This window comes from Promicromonospora noduliphila, from assembly GCF_056951025.1.
Window position 1 is genome coordinate 5112650 of record NZ_CM167806.1, and the last position, 18634, is coordinate 5131283.

Annotated in this window: 11 protein-coding genes; 4 read left to right on the top strand and 7 right to left on the bottom strand. The window is 75.4% G+C overall.

Annotation, left to right across the window (positions count from 1 at the left end):
- Window positions 1–61: 61 nt before the first annotated feature.
- Together manA and AC0QU1_RS22265 are read left to right on the top strand one after the other, a co-directional pair.
- The gene (gene manA / locus AC0QU1_RS22260; protein ID WP_483572517.1) at window positions 62–1300 is read left to right on the top strand and encodes a mannose-6-phosphate isomerase, class I; all 1239 of its coding nucleotides are present in this window, start codon (window positions 62–64) and stop codon (window positions 1298–1300) included.
- Between the two features lie 342 nt (window positions 1301–1642).
- Window positions 1643–2713 (top strand): IS110 family RNA-guided transposase, encoded by a 1071-nt coding sequence (locus AC0QU1_RS22265; protein WP_483569918.1) that lies wholly within the window; start codon window positions 1643–1645, stop codon window positions 2711–2713.
- Window positions 2714–2747: 34 nt separating this feature from the next.
- Here the strand turns inward: AC0QU1_RS22265 and AC0QU1_RS22270 are convergent, their stop codons facing one another.
- The 4 genes from AC0QU1_RS22270 to AC0QU1_RS22285 all read right to left on the bottom strand — a co-directional run bounded on the left by AC0QU1_RS22270 (window position 2748) and on the right by AC0QU1_RS22285 (window position 6845).
- The gene (locus AC0QU1_RS22270) at window positions 2748–3110 is read right to left on the bottom strand and encodes a DUF3499 domain-containing protein (protein WP_483572519.1); all 363 of its coding nucleotides are present in this window, start codon (window positions 3108–3110) and stop codon (window positions 2748–2750) included.
- A gap of 197 nt (window positions 3111–3307) precedes the next feature.
- Window positions 3308–4315 carry a lysylphosphatidylglycerol synthase domain-containing protein gene (locus AC0QU1_RS22275; protein ID WP_483572520.1) on the bottom strand — a complete coding sequence of 336 codons (1008 nt, stop codon included), beginning with the start codon at window positions 4313–4315 and terminating at the stop codon, window positions 3308–3310.
- Window positions 4312–5697 (bottom strand): glycosyltransferase, encoded by a 1386-nt coding sequence (locus AC0QU1_RS22280; RefSeq protein WP_483572522.1) that lies wholly within the window; start codon window positions 5695–5697, stop codon window positions 4312–4314. Before AC0QU1_RS22280 ends, AC0QU1_RS22275 begins: the two co-directional genes overlap by 4 nt.
- Window positions 5694–6845, bottom strand: a complete 1152-nt coding sequence (locus AC0QU1_RS22285; protein WP_483616320.1) for a glycosyltransferase family 2 protein — start codon at window positions 6843–6845, stop codon at window positions 5694–5696. The genes AC0QU1_RS22280 and AC0QU1_RS22285 overlap by 4 nt, the downstream gene beginning before the upstream one ends.
- A gap of 208 nt (window positions 6846–7053) precedes the next feature.
- Between AC0QU1_RS22285 and AC0QU1_RS22290 the strand changes: the two genes are divergently transcribed.
- A complete protein-coding gene (locus AC0QU1_RS22290) occupies window positions 7054–8709 on the top strand; it encodes a glycosyltransferase family 39 protein (protein ID WP_483572525.1) in 1656 nt (551 codons plus the stop codon).
- A 1375-nt stretch (window positions 8710–10084) separates the two neighbouring features.
- Here AC0QU1_RS22290 and AC0QU1_RS22295 read toward each other — a convergent pair.
- A complete protein-coding gene (locus tag AC0QU1_RS22295; RefSeq protein ID WP_483572527.1) occupies window positions 10085–11752 on the bottom strand; it encodes a DUF2142 domain-containing protein in 1668 nt (555 codons plus the stop codon).
- A gap of 266 nt (window positions 11753–12018) precedes the next feature.
- Here AC0QU1_RS22295 and AC0QU1_RS22300 point away from each other — a divergent pair, with 266 nt between their 5' ends.
- Window positions 12019–12621: a metallopeptidase family protein gene (locus AC0QU1_RS22300; protein ID WP_483572528.1), complete on the top strand. Its 603-nt coding sequence runs from the start codon at window positions 12019–12021 to the stop codon at window positions 12619–12621.
- A 315-nt stretch (window positions 12622–12936) separates the two neighbouring features.
- Here the strand turns inward: AC0QU1_RS22300 and AC0QU1_RS22305 are convergent, their stop codons facing one another.
- Both AC0QU1_RS22305 and AC0QU1_RS22310 read right to left on the bottom strand, forming a co-directional pair.
- Window positions 12937–14838 carry a DUF5719 family protein gene (locus tag AC0QU1_RS22305; protein WP_483572530.1) on the bottom strand — a complete coding sequence of 634 codons (1902 nt, stop codon included), beginning with the start codon at window positions 14836–14838 and terminating at the stop codon, window positions 12937–12939.
- Entirely contained in the window at window positions 14835–18473 is a 3639-nt protein-coding gene (locus tag AC0QU1_RS22310) for a glycosyltransferase family 2 protein (protein WP_483572532.1), read from the bottom strand. The genes AC0QU1_RS22305 and AC0QU1_RS22310 overlap by 4 nt, the downstream gene beginning before the upstream one ends.
- Window positions 18474–18634 lie beyond the last annotated feature (161 nt).

Sequence of the window (18634 nt, forward strand, 5' to 3'; positions counted from 1 at the left end):
CGCACGACGTCCGCCGCAGAAAGTCCAGGAGCAGGCTGTTTCCTAGGGCTATCCTTGCGCGGTGCTAGCAGTCGCCCAATTTCACTCCCCCCTCCCGCTGACCAACACGGTCCAGCGGTACGACTGGGGATCCGTCGAAGCCATCCCGCACCTGCTCCGCACCGAGCCCGACGGCGGGCCGCAGGCGGAGATGTGGCTCGGCGCGCACGTCAGCGCGCCGTCCGTCAGCCAGATCGGGGAGCAGAGCGTCGCGCTCGACCACCTGGTCCGCGAGGCTCCCGTGCAGACGCTCGGCCACCGGGTCGCCGAGCAGTTCGGCCCGCGCCTGCCCTACCTGCTGAAGGTGCTGGCGGCGCGCAAGGCGCTGTCCCTGCAGGTGCACCCCTCGCCACGGCAGGCGCGGGAGGGCTTCGCGCGCGAGAACAAGGCGGGGATGCCGCTGACCTCGGCGAAGCGGTCGTTCAAGGACGACCAGCACAAGCCCGAGATGATCGTCGCGCTCTCCCAGTTCGAGGGCCTGGCGGGCTTCCGCACGCCGCGCACCATCCTGGACGTCCTGGACGGCCTGGCGGGCGACATGGTCGACGGCGTCCGCGCGGCGCTGCTACGCGACCGCAGCCACGGCGGCATGCGCGAGGCGTTCAACCACCTGCTCTCCGCACGCGCCGACGAGGCCTGCGCCGCCGACATCGCGACCACCCTCGACTCGGTGCGGGCCCGCCTGGCGGCCGGCTCCCCGTTCGAGCGCGCCGACCGCACCGTGATCGACCTCGCGGAGCAGCACCCCGGCGACCCGGGCGCCGTCGCGTCCCTCATGCTCAACCGGTTCTCGCTCGAGCCGGGCGAGGCGGCGTTCACGCCGGCGGGCGTGGTGCACGCGTACCTGTCCGGGCTGGGCGTCGAGATCATGGCCAGCTCCGACAACGTGCTGCGCGCGGGCCTGACCACCAAGCTCGTGGACGAGGAGAACCTGGTCGCCTGCACGTCGTTCGCGCCGCAGCAGCCGTCGGCCCCCGAGGTCACCACGGCCGGCAGCCGCGGCCAGGTGCACACCTACCGCGTTCCGGTCACGGAGTTCGCGCTCACCACGGCCGACGTCGACCGGACGGAGCCCGTCACGCTGCCCGCCACGGGCCCCCGGATCCTGCTCTGCCTGGACGGCGAGCTGGAGCTCACCGCCGACCGCGCGGAGGACGGGCCGCACCGCCTGGGCCAGGGCGACTCGGTCTTCGTGCCCCACGACGCCGGCAACCTGGAGCTCTCGGGCGCAGGCCACGCAGTCTGCGCCTGGGTGCCCTGACCCACGCGAGGGGGAGGCTCCCGATCGAGGTGGTCGGTAGAAGGTCAGGTGATCGGCAGCTCGGAATGCCGATGACCTGACTGTGAGGATCGCTTTCGCAGCCTGATGGTGCTGGGCTGTGGGCTGGTGGCTGTGCGTGTGACTCTTCAACTGACTGGCTTCGTGCCCTGAAAAGGACTTGTCCACGCATGGCTGCCGGCCCCGGCCCGGTCGGAGCAGCTGGCCTGATCAGGAGCTTGACCGCCCGGCGTTAGCGGCGCCGGGCGTGTCCCATCACAGTCCTGCCGTGTTCTCCGCCCCGGACCGGAACCCTCGCGTCCCGTCCCAGGCAGGAGAGAACGCATGACCAGTCTTACCGATCTACGTCAAGCCGTCGACGTCGTGATCGGCGTCGACACCCACGTGGACACGCACACCGCCGCCGTCATGGACACCCGCACCGGCCGCGTCCTGGCCGAGCTGGCCGTCCAGACCACCTCGACCGGCTACGCCCGGCTGGTCGAGCTGGCCGACCAGCACAGCGTTCTGCGAGCGTGGGCGATCGAGGGCACCGGCGGCCACGGCGCGGGCCTGGCCCGGGTCCTGGCCGACCGTGGTGAGGTCGTCGTCGAGCTCGACCGCCCCCAGCGGCCCGCCCGCCGCAACGGCGCCAAGTCCGACCCGCTGGACGCAGCCCGCGCCGCCCGAGAGGCCTTGTCCCGGACCCGACTCGGGACCCCGCGTTCTGGCGGGGACCGGCAGGCCCTGTCGGTCCTGCTGGCCGCCCGCCGCTCCGCCGTCGAAGCATCCACTAACGCCCAACGGCAGGTGTTCAGCCTGGTCATCGCCGCTCCCGAGCAGATCCGCGACAAGTTCCGCGGGATGAAGGTCCCGCAGATGCTCACCACCGCCGCCGCTCTGCGCGTCCACTCGTCCTGGGACGTCGAGACCCGCACCACCGTGACCGTGCTGCGGTCCCTGGCCCGCCGCGCCCAGACCCTGACCACCGAGGCCGACCAGCACGCCCAAGCGATCCTGGCCCTGGTCCGTGCCTGGCGGCCGGACCTGCTGGACCTGCCCGGCGTCGGACCGATCACCGCCGCGGTGGTCCTGTGCGCCTGGTCCCACCCGGGCCGCGTCTACTCCGAGGCCGCGTTCGCGATGCTCGCCGGAGCCGCACCGATCCCTGCCAACAGCGGGCACGTGACCACCCGCTACCGCCTGAACCGATACGGCGACCGGCAGCTCAACCGCGCCCTGCACACCATCGCCGTCTCACAGACCCGATACCACCAAACCACCCGCAACTACGTCACCCGCCGCACCAGCGAGGGCAAGACACCCCGCGAGATCAAACGCTGCCTCAAGCGCTACATCGCCCGCGACCTCTACCGCCGCCTCGAACACGCCCCCTCACAGCTTGACCAACCATAGGAGCGTCCTTTTACCGATCACACGGCGGGGTGCGTCATGCCGAGGTGTCGTCGTCTGCGCGGAGGATGCGGAGGTGGCCGCGGCGGGCGGTCTCCGTGACCGTCGGCGGCTCCGCCGGACGGCGCACCCGGCCGGCCTCGCGGACGGCGTCGGCCAGGGCGGACAGGTCGTCCGGGCTGGGTCCGGCGTCCTCGAACTCCGGCATGAGGCGGACCACTTCCCACCCGCGCGGGGCGGTCAGCCGCTCGGCGTGCTCGGCGCACAGGTCGTAGCTGTGGGGCTCGGCCAGGTGCGCCAGCGGACCCAGGACCGCCGTCGAGTCCGCGTACACATACGTGAGCGTCGCTACGGCCGCATTGGTGCAGGCCGAGCGCGAACACTGTCTCACCGATCTCACGCGCCGAGACTACGCCGCTGACCGGGCACGACGCGCCGAACACGCCGGTCGTTCACGGGCGGACAACCGGGTGTGGGCGAGGCGGACAGGCGCCAGCGTGACAACCGGGTGAAGGCGAGCCGGGCAGGCGCCAGCGGGATGACCATGCATCTGCTGCCAGGATCATGCCCGGCGTGGCAGCAACTGCATGGTCATCCTCACGGTCCGTCCTGGGCCGGCAGCCTCCGCCCGTCCTGGGCCGGCAGCCTCCGCGCCAAGAGGAACCCCGCGCCGGCGAGGGCGAGGTCGACGAGCGTCAGGACCACCCGGCTGACGAGCACGGCGAGCCCGGCGGCCGGGCCGGGCAGCGCGCCGGCGAGCACCGCGGCGAGCACCACCTCGCGCACGCCCGCGCCGGCCGGGGCCACGACGAACAGGAACCCGGCGGTCCACGCGAGCGCCCAGCCACCGGTCGCCAGTGCGAACGTGCGGACGGTGAGCGGCAGGCCGAGGCCCGTGCAGAGCACCCAGAGCTGCAGGCCCGCGACCAGCCACCCCACGACCGACCAGGCGGCGGCGCGGCCGAGGCCGCCCCAGGTCATCGGGTGCTCCAGCGTGCCACGCCCGGCGAGCCGCACGGCCAGCCCGATCAGCCGGTTCAGCACGGGCGGCGCGAGCACCACCACGACGGCCGGCGCCGCCCACACCACCCAGGACCACGCGCCGAGCGCGTCGGCCGAGACGAACGGCAGTGCGACGGCGCCCACCGCGGCCCCCGACGCGACCGACACCGCGACCGCGACCAGCATCGAGGCGGCCGACCGGCTGCGCGGCACGCTGTGCCCCGCGCCGACCTCTGCCGCCGCGACCACGTTCCACACGCCGCCCGGCACGTACTTGCCGAGCTGGCTGATCCCGAACACCGCGACGGCCCGGCGCAGCGACAGCGGCGAGCCCAGGTCGGCGAGCACCGCACGCCAGGCCAGCAGGGTGCACCACACGTAGACCACACCGAGCACGACGACGAGCGTCACCTCGCCCGGCGACAGCTCCGCCGCCGCCCGCAGCAGCGGCTCGCGGTTGCCGAGCACGTACCAGACGGCCAGCCCCAGCGCGACGGCGAGGAAGCCCCACCGCACCCACGGCGACCGGAGCACGGCGAGCGCGCCCTGCACCAGCGGACGGCGCGTGCTCGCCGCCGTCGGGCCAGGAGCGCCTGCCGTCACAGCGCTTCCCGACGGCGCAGCTCCGCCGCCAGCGGCTCGGCGACCACCTGCGGGCGGATCCGGTCGCGGCCGTGCGCCGCGCGCGCCCGCGCCTTTGCGAGGGCATCAGGCGCGCAGAGCCGGACGAGCTCTGCCGCGAGCGCCCCCGGGTCCGCAGCGGGGACGAGCTCGACGCTGTCCCCCACGGCGCGGCGCTGCGGCGGGGTGTCCGAGGTGACGACGACGCAGCCCGCCGCGAGCCCCTGGTACACCTTGTTCGGCACCACGCGCAGGCCCTTCGGGGTGTCGCTGAAGATGCCGAGGCACACCTGGTGCTCCGCCACGAGGGCGGGCAGCTCGTCGGGCTCGACCCAGTCCCGCCAGGTCACGCCGGGCGTGCCCGCCAGCACCTCGCGAGCCCGCGGCAGGTCCTGGCCCGCGCCGACCATGGTCACGCGCAGGCGGGCGCCCGCGGCGACGGCGTCACGCACCGCCTCCGCGATGACCGGGGCGCCCTGCAGCGGGGTGTACAGCCCGAAGAAGATCACGGAGAGGTCGGCGACGGCGCCGTCGTCGGCCGCGTCCTGGCCGGCCGCGCCGTCGTCGGCCGCGCCGTCGCTGGCCGCGCGCTCAACCGGCGCGCCCACGTCAACCGCGCGCTCGACCAGCACGCCCGCGTCAGCCCCGCGCTCGACCAGCACGCCCGCGTCAGCCCCGCGCTCAACCGGCACGCCCACGTCAACCCCGCGCTCAACCAGCGCGCCCACGTCAACCCCGCGCTCAACCAGCGCGCCCACGTCAACCGCACGCTCCCCCGCCGAACCGGCCGAACCAGCGAGACCCGCCGGAACCCGCCCCTCGGCCGCCGTATCGCCCGCAGCCCGCCATACGTCCGGCGCGCCGACCAGCACAACCACACCCTTGTCCGGGTCGGACAGCATCTCCCGGTGTTCCTCGGTATCGGTGACCACGACGTCGGCGCACGAGACGGCCAGCCGGTCCAGCCCGGTCAGCAGTCGCACGCGCAGGCCCCTGGCCCCGCGGTCGGCGGCCGTGTCGCCCGCGAAGACCAGGTGGTCGAGCACCACCACCGAGCGCGGGTACAGCAGCCGCGCCAGGATCACGTCGAAGTGGCCGAGATAGCCCACGAGCACGGCGCCCGGCCGACCCTCGGCACGGCGCTGCCGTACCGAGTCGCCCACCAGCCCGGCCCAGCACCACAGCAGGCGGAACGCGAGGGCCGGCAGCCGCCACGGCTGCTGGAGCATCCGCACGCGCTCGGCCGTGGAGAAGCCGAGGGGCCGGTTGAGCTCGGTGACCTTGACCCCGTGGGCGCGCAGCCCGGCGACGAGGACCGCCGTGCGGGGGTGCCGTGCGGCGTCGTACGTGCCGAACGCGATCACGGCACGGCCGCCGGGACCTCCGCGAGGCCGGTGTCCGCCGGGCCGGCCGGCTGGGTCCGGTCGACGGGCCCGGCCTGGTTGCCGCCCGACGACGGCGGGTTCTCCGGCGTGCCGGCGGGCGCCCCAGCCATAGACGTACCGGCGGGCGACCCAGCCATAGACGTGCCAGCGGGCGCCGCAGCCATGCCCGCCGCCGCGGCAAGGTCCGCCGCGGCCGCGAGACCGGACGCGGCAGGCCTACCCGGCGACACCGGCCCGTCGACCCGGCCGTACTGCACCTCCTTGAGGCGCTCCAGCGTCTCCTCCAGCAGCACGCGGTTGGTGCGCTGCAGGTCGGCCAGCACGAGCAGCGCGAAGCTGAGCAGCGCCCCCACCAGCGAGGTCGCCCCGAGCAGGATCGACTGGATGTGCTGGCCGCCGGTGCCCATCGCGAGGAGCACCGCGTACCGGGCGAACGGGATGGCGGCGCCGAGCGCGAACAGCAGCCCGAGCGTGATGAACACCGTGTGCGGCTTGAACATCACGTAGGACCGGCTGATGGCCTGGCCCGACTTGGCGATGTGCTGCCACATGCTCGTGAACAGCCGGGACTCACGGGTCTTCGGGTTGGTCGTGACCGGCAGGCTCGCGATCCGCAGCCGCTTGTGCCCGGCCTGGATGATCGTCTCCATGCAGTAGCTGAACTGCGTGACGACGTTGAGCCGCATGAGCGCAGCGCGCGAGTAGGCGCGGAACCCGCTGGCGGCGTCGGGCAGGTCGGTGCCAGCGGCGAAGTTCACGACCTCGCTGCCCACCTTCTGCAGCGCCTTCTTCAGCGGCGAGAAGTGCTCGATGGTGCCGGTCTGCCGGTCGGCGATCACGATGTCGGCGTCGCCGAGCACCACCGGCATCACCAGGTCGCCGATCCGGTCCTGCGGGTACTGGTTGTCGCCGTCGGTGTTCACCACGATGTCCGCGCCGTGGCGCAGCGCGTAGTCCACGCCGTCACGGAACGACCGCGCCAGGCCCATGTTCCGGGTGTGGTGCACGAAGTGGCGCACGCCAAGGCGGCGCGCGACCTCGACCGTACCGTCGGTGGACCCGTCATCGATGACCAGGATTTCGATCTCGTCGATCCCCGGGATCGTGCGGGGGATCGTGGCAAGCACCAGAGGAAGAGTTTCCTCTTCGTTCAAGCAGGGAATCTGCACGAACAGCTTCATGAGGCCCTGTGCTTTCGAGTAGCAATGGGTGTCGTATCGATCCTAGGCACGGCACATGACGCAGGGGTGAACAACAGGTGCCGCCGGACGACTGTTACCCGGCCGTGACCGCGCGGCAAGGTTGGGCGGACGCCCGCGCGGATACTCTGCACGCGTGACCCGATCCCGCGCGGTTCCGGTCGTCGTGTGGCTGATCGTGCTCCTTCACCTGACCGTCATGCTCGCCCAGACCGCCGTCTTCCCCAACGTCCGCTCACCGGACGAGCGCCAGCACGTGGACCTGATCCTCCAGGTGCGCCAGGGCGACGCCTGGCCGTGGCCCGGGCCGGGCACCGCCTTCGTGACCCAGGGCGTGACGGCGGGCAGCTTCCTCGAACCGGGCAGCCTGGACGGCCCCGAGCACCTGGCCGACCGCGAGGACGTGCCGCCCCGCGGCGAGCGCCCGTCGTACCTCGACGCCGGCGGCTCCGCCACGCTGACGGCCGAGTCGCCCGACGGCGAGCTCGAGCCGGTGTTCAACCAGCTCGTGCAGCACCCGCCGCTGTACTACCTGCTGGGCGCGGCCGTCGTCGGCCTGGTGCCCGACTGGGAGGACGCCCCGCTTGACCAGGTGTGGCTGCTCCTGCGCTGGTCGAACGCCCTGCTCGCGGCGCCCCTGCCGCTGCTCCTGTTCGCGGTCGCCCGCCGCCTGCGGCTCCCGGAGCCGCTGCCCGTGGCCGCGGCGCTCGTGCCGCTGGCGGTCCCCGAGCTGACCCACATCGAGTCCGCCGTCAACAACGACAACCTCCTCGTGATCCTCGGGGCGTGCGCGACACTGCTGGTCACGCGGGTCCTGACCGGCGACCTCACGCGCCGCACCGCGCTGCTGCTCGGCGCCGTCACCACGCTCGCGCTGCTGACCAAGGGCTTCGCGCTGATGTTCCCCGCGTGGATCGCGCTCACCTACGTCGTGGCGGGCTACCGGTACCGCGAGCGCCTCCGCTCCGCCGTCGTCGCGCTGCTGGTGGCCGCAGCGGCGACCGTGCCAGGCATGGCCTGGTGGGTGCGCAACGTCCTGGTGCACGGCATGCTGCAGCCGCACGGCACGCACGCCGTCCCGCCGGACCTCACCCCCGTGCACGGGTGGTCGGACGGCGGCCTCACCTGGCTCGGGCGGTTCGCCGAACGCGTGGTCACACTGTTCTTCATGCAGGACCACGCGCCGGGACGGATCCACACCGCCGAATGGCAGCCCGAGCTGGACGCGTCCTGGTGGATGGCGCGGGTGGCGCTCGTCGTGGTGCTCGCGGGGATCGGCGCGGCGCTGCTGCGGCGCACCGTCCCGCGGCTCGACGTCGTGGTGCTGCTGTTCCCCGTGCCGGCGCTGGCGGGCATCGTCGCCCGCGGCTCGTGGGAGCAGTTCGCCGCCTTCCACGACTTCGGTGCCGCGATGCAGGGCCGCTATCTCTACACGGGCCTGGTGGGGCTGATGGTCGTCGCGCTCGCGGGCGCCGCCGTCCTGCGGCCGGCGTGGCTCCGGACGGTTCCCCTGGCGGTGCTGGTGCTGGCGGGGGCCATGCACCTGGCCTACCAGGTGGACGTGTGGCGCCTGTACTGGATGCCGGCCGCCGGCGGGCCGGGGGCGTTCGGCCGGGCCCTCGCCGCCGTCGGCCACTGGTACGCGTTCGCGGACGCCGTGCCGGTGGTGCTGGCGGTCGCCGGGGTCGCGCTCGCGGGCGCCGTCAGCTACCTCCTGGTCCGGACCGCCGTCGGCCGGACGCCGACGCGACCGCCCGCCGACGTCGGCGCCGACCCCATGCTGGCCGCGTGACGCGCGCGCCGCTCCGGTCCGCCTTCGGGGCGGAGCGTCGTGCGCTCACCCTCGCCGTGGCCACCGGGATGCTCCTGGCCCTGACCGTCGCGCTGACGGACGCGCCCTACGCGACGGGCGACGAGCCCCCGCACGTCGACTACGCCTACCAGGTGTGGCACGGCGAGCTGCCCGTCTTCGAGGAGGGTCTGGAGCTGCGGCCCGACGGCGCCTGGCTCGCCCCCGTGCAGTGGACGGCGCAGCACCCGCCGCTGTACTACCTGCTGGTCGCGCCGCTCGTGGGTCCGCTGGCCGATGCCGGCCACCCCGTCGCGGCCGTCTATGCGGCCCGGGGCGTGAACGTGCTGCTCAGCGGGGTCTTTGTGCTCGCGGTCTGGTGGAGCGCGCGCCGGCTGACCCGGCCGGGCAGCGCGCTGCCGCCGCTCGTCGGGTTTCTGGCGGGCGTCATGCCGGCCGCCGCACACGTGGGCGGCACCGCGTACAACGACCTGCTGGCCGCCACGGGCGTGACCGTCCTGTTCGGGCTCGCGGGGACGGCGGTCCGGCGCGGCCTCGACGCGCGGCTGGTGGCCCTGATCTCCCTGGTCGCGGCGGCGTGTGCGCTGACGCGGCTGTCGGCCGCGCTGATCGCGGCGGTGGTCGCGGCCGTCGCCCTGACGGCGGGGGCGGTGCGCGCCGCGCAGGGCAGGGGCCGGTGGCGGCACGTGGTAGCGCTCGCGCTGGCCGGGCCGACGGCGGTGCTCGCGACCAGCGGCTGGTTCTACCTGCGCAACCTGGAGCTCACGGGGACGATCACCGGGTCGCACTTCGACTGGGCCCTGGAGCACCAGAACCGGCTCGAGCGCCCCGTGTGGGCGGTCCTGGTCGACCCGGTCACCTGGGCGCGCATGCCCGACCTGTTCTGGTGGGCCGGGCGCCTGCCGCCGAGCACGCCGCTGACCGTCACCACGCTCGTGGTCACCGCCCTGCTGCTCGTGTGGACGCCCCTGGTGATCGCGCTGGTCGCGGCCGTACGGCGGCCCGCAGAGCTGGTGGGGCGGGACCTGGTCGGGCCGCTCGGGCCGATCGATGTCCCTGCCCCCGCCGGCTCGACCGCGCGGCCGGCCACGGGGACCCTCGTGGACGCGCTGCTGCTGCGCGCGCTCCCGGTCGCCGCAGCCCTCGTCTCGGTGGCCGTGCAGGTCGTCTACGCCTCCAGCAGCGGCGGCGTCTACCCGCGGTACCTGCTCGTGGTGGCGCTCCCCCTGTGCCTCGGGATCGCGGCGGGCCTGGTACGGCGGCCGCGCCGGCTGGTCCGCGCGTGGACGGCGGTGACCGTGCTCGACCTCGTGGTCTGGCTGTCGGTCGAGCTGGCCACGCCCGCCGAGCCGGGGTACTACGCCGAGCTGCCGGTGCCCGCTGCGTTGGTCGGCGCGGTGGCGGTGGCCGGCGTCGTCGGCTCGTCGGTGCTCGCGCTGCGCGCGGTCGAGGAGATCAGCGTGGCGCGCGCGAACCGGGCCGACGCCACCACCGCGGCGACCCCGACGACCGCCACGACGGACCCGACCAGCACGAGCTGAAGGCCGGTCAGGGGGCTCCACCCGGCCCAGCGCGCCACGCCGTCGGCCACGGACTGCCCGGGCCCCTGGTAGAAACCCCAGAACGCGTAGGCGAGGCCGCTCGCGGCCGCGACGCAGCTGGCGGCGGTCACCCACGGCAGCGCGCCGCGCAGGCGCGGCCCCCGCAGCGCGAGCAGGCCCAGCGCCACCCCGGCCCCGAGCGCCAGGAGCCCCGCGTAGAGGTACCGGCCCTGCACGGCGGAGATCCAGCCGTGCGCGGCGTAGTCGGGCCAGGCGTTGACCACCACACCGCACCACAGCGCCACCGGCTGCAGCAGCAGCACGGCGACGGCCCGCCGCGCCGGTCCCCGCGCCACGGCCACGGCGCACAGCGCCGCCACGACCACGGCGGCCGTCCAGAAGACGACGTCGGGCAGCCGGATCTCCAGCCAGCCGAAGTTGCCGAAGAACGACCGGGTCAGGCTCGTCACCACGGTCCGCACGAAGTACCAGAGGCCGTTCGGGGTCGGGTCGTCGGGGAACCGGTCCGGTATGCCGACCGGCTGCACCGTCCCCAGCACCAGCAGGTTGCGCAGCCACCACCAGCCGCCGACGGCGAAGGCGATACCGCCGGCGAGCAGCGCCCCGAGCGCCCGCCGTCCGCGCGGGCCGGCGGCCATCACGTACGCGGCCGCAACCACCGGCAGCGCGAACACCGCCATCACCTTGGTGAGCAGGCCGACGCCGACGACGACGCCGAGGCCGGCCGCCGTCCACCACCGCAGGTCGCCCGTGAGCACCCGGGCGCACAGGTACCCGATCACCGCGCCGGTGAGCGTGACGAGCGCGTCGTTGGTGACGCTGCCCATGAGGTGCCCCACCTGCGGCACGAACAGCGTGAACGACGCCGCCACCAGCGCCGCCGCGCGCGAGCCGGAGAGCCGCCGGACGGCGCCGGCCGTCAGCAGCGGCAGGGGGAGCAGCAGGAGCAGGTCGAACAGCCGCAGCACCAGGAGCTGCAGGTCCCACCGGGCCTCTGCGGTGCCCGTCGCGTGCAGCACGCCGGCCGCGACCACGTAGTACAGGGGCGGGTGCTGGGTCATCTGGTCCACGACCTCGACGTCCAGCCCACTCGTGTCCGTACCCGGCGGCACCGGTTCGGCGAGGGCGTTCGCGCCGCTGACCGTGATGCGGTCGGCGTCCCTGGTGGGCTCGACGTCGACGAACGGGGGCACGCCGACCCGGTCGAGGTGCCGTCCCGGGACGTCCGTCGCCAGCGCCGCCTGCTCGCGCGCCTCGGTGACCGCCGGTCCCACGAGCGCCTCGCCCGCCGGCGGCCAGCCGCCCCCGTACGCGATGCGGAGCACGCTGTTGACGTGCTGCGGCTCGTCGGGAGCCCGGAACGCCGGGGTCAGCACCGCCCACAGCACACCGACCAGCACGACGAGCGCGGTGGTCAGCGCAAGAGCCCGGCGGTACGCCACCTCGGCAGGATCGTCGCGCACGCTCACAGGATAGGGGTCTGGCGATCGGACCCGCGCCCGCTGCGCCCTGGCAGGTTTGGCGGGATCCAGGAAGATCGGTCTGTTGCATACGCTCGTCTCACTGAGATCGGTCCTCTGCCCGGATATGAGATCGAGTTCGGTCGGTTGTCTTGAGATCGGTCCATCGATGGACCGATCTCGGGGCAACCGACCGAACTCAGGCTCCCCGAGTGGCTGAGCTCGTGGCGGTGGCGAATCGTGACGCCGATCCGACGTATCGTCAGTGGGTGCCCCCGTTCTCTCCTCGTGGCCGGAACCGGCGGTCGGGCCGTGGCCCCGGCGGCGCCCAGACCGGCAGCTCGTCCAGCGGCTCCCCCGGCAGCTCGACCGGCATCCCCAAGGCGTCGCAGGCCGACCTGCTCCGGCTCGCCGCCGCACGCCCGGGCGAACCCGGCGAGGCCACCAACGCCGACGACGGCCCGCGCCGCAGGGACCGGCGCGGCCGCGGCCTGCGCGGCCCGATGTTCCCGCCCGGCACCCCCGCCCACCGCACGCGCGCGCAGCGGTTCGACGACCTGGTGCTCGACGTCGTCGACGACCTCGACCGCACGTGGGCCACGCACCTGCGCGGCACCGAGTTCGCCGTGGAGGACGTGCCGCCGTCGGACCCCGCGCCGTGGGAGGACGGCGGCGTGCTGCTCGGCCGGTTCTTCCCCGCCGAGGCCGGCCGGCCCGGGCGCGTGGTGGTCTACCGCCGCCCCGTCGAGGTGCGCGCGATCGACCTGGAGGACCTCGCCGACCTCGTGCGCGACGTCGTCGTGGAGCAGGTCGCGCACCTGCTGGCCCGCACGCCGGAGGAGATCGACCCGAACTTCGGCGGCCGGGGCTGAACCCGCCGCCGAACCGAAGGTTGTCGGTCACCCGCTGGGTCGAACCGCAAGTAGTCGGTCACCTACCGCCGTCGAACCGCAAGTTGTCGGTCACCCACGGGCCGAACCGCAAGTTGCCGGTCACCTGCTCCGCCGAACCGCAAGACGTACGTGCTACGGGCGCGTGATCGACCCACAACCTTCGGTTCGGCGACGGGGATGACCCGCAACTTTCGGTTCGGCGGGGAGGGCGACGCGCAACCTTCGGTTCGGCCCGCGGGTGACCAGCAACCTGCGGTTCGACGGGGAGGGTGAGCAGCAACCTGCGGTTCGGCGTCAGCCTGCCGCGTCCACCCGGCGCACCCGGACGTCCCCGCCAACTCCGAGCGGCGCCGTGGGGGTCAGCACCGAGAACAGCGACGTGTCGGCGAGGTCGGCCAGGCGCACCGACCACACGACCGGCGGCTCGTCGGCAGGCTGCTCGACGACGACCGCGACGGTGTCGCCGAGCTCCGCGAGCTCGTCCCAGGCCACCTCGACCGTCTCGCCCGTCGGCACGTCGACCGTGCGGGTCCAGGTCTCGTCGCCGTCCGGCCCGACGCCGCGCAGCGTCACCGCCGTGCTGCCATCGGCGTCCTCGATCCGCTCGGGGTCGCGCTCGTTCGGCACACCGCTCAGCGTCACCGCGTAGGCCACGTCGGGCGGGACGGCGACGGCGCCGTCGGCCACCGCTGGGCTGGCGCCTCCCGCAGCGGCGATCTCGCCCGTCGAGCCAGCACCACCCGCAAGGGCCGCCCCACCGACCGAACCCGCACCATCCGCAGAGCCCGCCCCACCCACCGAACCCGCACCACCCCCGGGGACCGCCCCACCCACCGAACCCGCACCACCCCCGGGGACCGCCCCACCCACCGAACCCGCACCACCCCCGGGGACCGCCCCACCCACCGAACCCGCACCACCCCCGGGGACCGCCTGACCCGCCAGCCACGCCCGGTCGTACGGGTCCTCGTCGATCACGGCGTCCTGCGCGGCGGCACCCTCGCGGTCCACGGCGGCGCCGGCGACGACGGGCACGTCGGCGTCGACCACCACGGTGTACGTCCCCTCGGGCAGCCCGCCGAGCGGCAGGGTCGTGACCTGCCCGGGCTCGAGCGCGACCTCCTCGCCGCCGCGCAGCCGGACCGGACCGTCCGGCCCGAGCACGGCGAGCCGTGCGGTACCCGCCTCCGCGCCCGGCGCCAGCAGGTCGAGGCGCGGCGCGTGCGGGTCGTCCACCGCCTCACCCGTGCTGACCACGCCGGACACCGCCGTGGCCGACGACGGCGCGCCGCCCCCCGTGATGAGATCCGCACCAGCGGGCACCAGGCCCTCGATCCGGTGGTGCTGCACGTACGCGCCCACCCGTCCGCCCTCTGCGGTGACGTGCAGCGCGAGCCGGCTCTGGTCGGGGGCGACGGCCTCCAGCATGGTGACCACCTCCTGCCCCGGCGGCACGACGACGAGCGACTGGCTCCCCAGCGCCACCGGCCCGGACGCGCCCCAGGCCTCCAGCGTCACGGTGGCCGGCGTGCCGCCCGGGTTCTGCAGCACCAGTCGGCCGCTCGACCCCACGGCGGTGCTGCCGCCCACCAGCCAGTGCTCGACGGCGGGCTCGGCGCACGGCCCGGCGACCAGGCCGCGCAGATCGCCCTGGGTGGTCACCGACGCCACCGTCCCGGCGGCGTACGTCGAGCCGCCGGGTGTCACCCGGAGCTGGCGGGCGCCCGGCACCGTGCCCTCGCGCACCGCCGCGACGGCGCCCTGGTCGAGCGGGCCCGTGAGCTCCGCCGCCACGTCGTCGAGCGTGGCGAGCGTGGGCTCCTGCCCGGGGGCGCCGTCCAGCACGGCGGCGGTGAGCGACGTGGTGGTCTCGACGGGCGAGGCGCTGAACTGGTCGTCGCCGACGTCCGGCTGCTCCAGCTCCGCCGGCCCCGGGCAGACCAGCCCGGTCTCGGCAGCCGCGACGGGCACGGCCCGCACCTCGTCGACCGAGGTCCCGGCGGGCCCGGCGCCGCGCGGTACCGTCCCACGCGCCGCGGCGCCGCCCGGCGCCGTCCCACCTGCGGCAGCGTCCGAGGCACCAAAGGCACCACCCGTCACGGCGAGCGCGGCCACCGCCGTCGCGCACAGCAGGCCGCCCACCGCTGCCGCCGCGCGCCGGACGGCGTCCGGGACCGTGAGCTTCTTGCGCTTCATCGCACCCTCCTGCGTCCCACCGGCAGGGCCAGCAGGGTGAAGACCACCAGCGTGAACGTCGTGAGCACGAGCCAGGCCGTGCGGTGGGGCGCCTCATAGCGGACGTGGAGGTGCCCGCCGTCCGACCCGAGCGCGAAGGCCTGCAGCCCGGGCGACTCGGCCACGGCCACCGGCTCCAGCCGGCGCCCGTCGAGGGTCGCGTGCCAGCCCGGCCCGACGGCCTCCGCCAGCACGACGGCGCGGCCGGCGCCGCCCGCCTCCACCTCCGCGCGGACGTCCGTACCGCCCGACGGCAGCACCCGCAGCGTGCTGCCCGCCTCCTCGAGGCGGGCCCAGCCGGGCGCCGGCTCCCCCGCCGGCGCCACCCGCCACACGGAGACCGCCTGACCCTCGGTCACGCGGCTCAGGCCGGGCACCATGTCGAGCGTCGCCGCGAGGTCGCCGACGGCGGGCGCGGCGCCCGGCCCGGAACCGCCGCCTGGTCCGGAAACGCTGTCGGACGGCGCGCCGTCGCCGCCGGTCGGCGTGCTCCCGTCGCCGGCCGGTGCTGTGCCGGTCCGGACCTGCACCGCACCGATCCCAAGGTCCGCGAGCTGCTGCGGCACGTCATCGGTAGCACCAGAGACCAGCGCCGCGACGGCCGCATCCAGCCGAGCGGTCGGCTCCTGCTCCGCCGTCGGATCCTGCTCCGTCGCCAGGCCCTGCCCTTCCGCCAGGCCCTGCCCTTCCGCCAGGCCCTGCTCTTGCGCTGAGTCCTGTCCGCTGGTCAGGCCTTTCGCAGTCGGATCGCCCGCTGCGGCCGGTTCCCCCACTGCCGTCGAGCCGCCCTGGTCACCCTCGGGCCCGCCGTCCCCCACCCGCGCCGCGACCGAGGCGTCCGTGAGCTGCGAGCCGTCCGCCCGCAGCAGCGCGTACTCCACCACGCCGTCCGCGGAGAAGCCGACCTCCAGCACGCGCGCCTGCCGCGGCGGCGCCTGCATCTGCTGGCCGACGGCGGGCACAACGGGCTCGGTCGTCACGTGCAGCAGCCCCGCACGCCCGTCGCTCGCCACGCTCCCGGAGCCGGCCAGCCACGCGGCCGCCTGCGCCACGGGCAGCAGCAGCGCGACCACCACCAGCCCGCCGACGGCGACCGTGCGCGCCGACCCGCGAACGCCACCCAGCGACGCCCCGCGGCGGGCCAGCACCCCGGCCCCCGCCAGCGCGGCGGCGCCGAGGCCGAGGAGCAGCAGCGACAGGCCCGGGCCCGACCACCGGCCGTCGCCCTGGGCCAGCACCGCCACGGCGAGGCCCGCCGCCGCGACGAGCCAGCCCATCAGCGACGTCGCGGGGACCCGGCGCGCGGCCCCCTCGACCCGCCGCCGTCCGATCCCGAGCAGCGCGGCGCCGAGGCCGAGCACCGCGAGCGCGAGCACGAGGCTGCCTGCGGCCCACGGACCGGCCGCGACCAGGGCCCGGACGGCAGCGAGCACCGGGCCGCCGTCCGGCACCTCCCACCAGGGGGCGGGCGTGCCGGGCAGGCCGAGCAGCAGCTCGAGGCCCGACGCCGTGCCGGGCGCCGGGACGCCCGAGCCGGCCAGCGGCTCGGCGGTCAGGAGGCCGCGGTCGCCGTCGCGCAGCGCCGTCCACCACAGCGGTGCGCCCACCACGAGGGCCGGGACGAGCGCGAGCACCAGGTGGATGCGGCGGCTCCGCGCGACGACCACCGCGCCGGCCAGCACCAGGACAGCGGCCGGCAGCAGGGCGGGCGCGCCGGCCACGACGCAGGCCAGCAGCAACCCGGCGGCACCGGCGGCGCCCAGCGACCCGGCGCCCGAGCGATGCAGGTGTGCCGAAGCGTCCGGCGGGTCATCAGCCGCGCCGTCCGGCGACGGGAGCCGGTCGCCGGCAGACCCGTCCGGCGACGGGAGCCGGTCGCCCGCCTGGGCGCCCACCGCGCGGACGAGCGCGACCGCCGTCCACGGCAGCAGCGCGTGCGCGAGGACCGCGCCGAGCAGGCCGCCGTCGAGGGCGCCGAGGAAGGCGGGCGCCGCCGTCCACGCGAGCGCCGCGATGGTCCGCAGCCACACCGAGCGGGTCACCGTGCCGGCTGCGGCCCAGGCGCCGACGGCGGCGAGCGGCAGCGCCAGCAGGAGCAGCGCGTTCACCGCGTGCTGCAGGGAGCCGCCCACCAGGACCGACAGCCCGGACAGCACGAACAGCAGCGGGTCGGCGGGGGCGGCCGCGCCGAGCCCGTCGCGCACCCAGCCGGACGTCGCGGCCGACCACGTGGTCGCCGTCGTACCGCCCGCCGGGAGCAGCGCGCCGCCGACCAGGCGGCCGCCCGAGGCAAGAGCGCCGAGCGCGGGGCCGAACAGCGCGGCAGCCAGGCCCACCGCGGCCGTCACGACGACGGCGAGCCCCGTACGGCGCCGCACGGCCAGCACCCGCAGCTCCGCCTGCTCCAGGTCCGACGGCGCGGCGTGCACCCGGTTGGCCTCGTCCCGGGCGAGCCGCCTGTCGCGCCGCTCGGCGGCGACCTCGCGCCAGGTGCCGAGCAGCGGCCGCAGCACACCGCGGGGAACGGTCGAGGTGCGCGCGATCCGCCGCCGCGCACGCAGCAGCGGACCCAGGCGGAACACTGCCCACAGCGGCGCGACCAGCTCGTCGCGCGCCCGGTCGGGATGTTTCATGGCGAGCCGGTAGCCCGCGGCGACCGGTGCCCACACCAGCATCGCGAGCATCACGAACGACAGCGCCCACGGCGCCACCGACGTCAGCCGCAGGTAGAGCTGGCTGCGCCGCCGCGCACCGGACGAGCCGGGGGCGCGCAGGGCGACCTGCGCGTGCCGCACCACGGCGTCGGGCACGACGACGACGCGGTGGCCCGCGAGCCGCACGCGGCGGCAGAAGTCCGTCGAGTCGCCGAACGGGCCGTACGCCGGGTCGGTCCCCCCGACCTCGTGCCACACCGAGGCCCGCACCAGCGCCCCGGCGAGCCCGACGGCCAGGACGTCCTCGCGCGAGTCGTGCTGCCCCTGGTCGATCTCGGTGTCGTCGATGCCGGTCATGCGCCGGCCGAGCGGCGAGAGGGTGTGTCCCACCTCGACGAGCACGCCGCGGTCGGACAGCTCGGGGTCGAGCGGCACGCCGTCCGGACCCGTGGCCCAGCGCCGCTGCTTGCAGCCGGCCACCGCCACCGCGTTCGAGTGCTCCACCGCACGCGTCAGCGCGGCGAGCGCGCCGCGGGCCGGGGCGGAGTCGTCGTGCAGGAGCCAGAGCCAGCCGTGCTCCGGCACGCCGACCGCCGCGAGCGCGGCCTGGACCGCCTCCCCGAAGGTGCGCGCACCCGCGCCCGCGACGTACCGCGCGCCGCCGAGCTGCAGGTCCTGGTGGCCGGACGTCGCGGGGGCGGTGTCGACGTCGACGACCACGACGTCGTCGGGGGTGCGCGACTGCTCGCGCAGCGCCGCGAGCGTCGCGGCAAGGTATGGGCTGCTGCCGCGCGTCACCACGACGGCGGTCACCGTGACCGCTACCGGCGGCTGGGTGGAGGGCTGGACCGGGACCTTTGCCCACACCGGCCCCGCAGTGGCCTCGTGGGAGCCCCGGTCCGGGCTGGGAGCCGACAGGCTGTCGGTGTGTGGAGCGCTCATCTCGCTTCACATCATGCGGCGCGTCGCCGCCGACACGCCGCAGACGCGCCGGGGGCAGCGGCATGCGGCCCGCTTCGGCGCGGGCCCGTCAACCGGCCGGCGGTCCGCTTCGGGCGGGCACCTCGGCCCCCACCCTGCGCCTCACCTCCGGCTCAGACCGA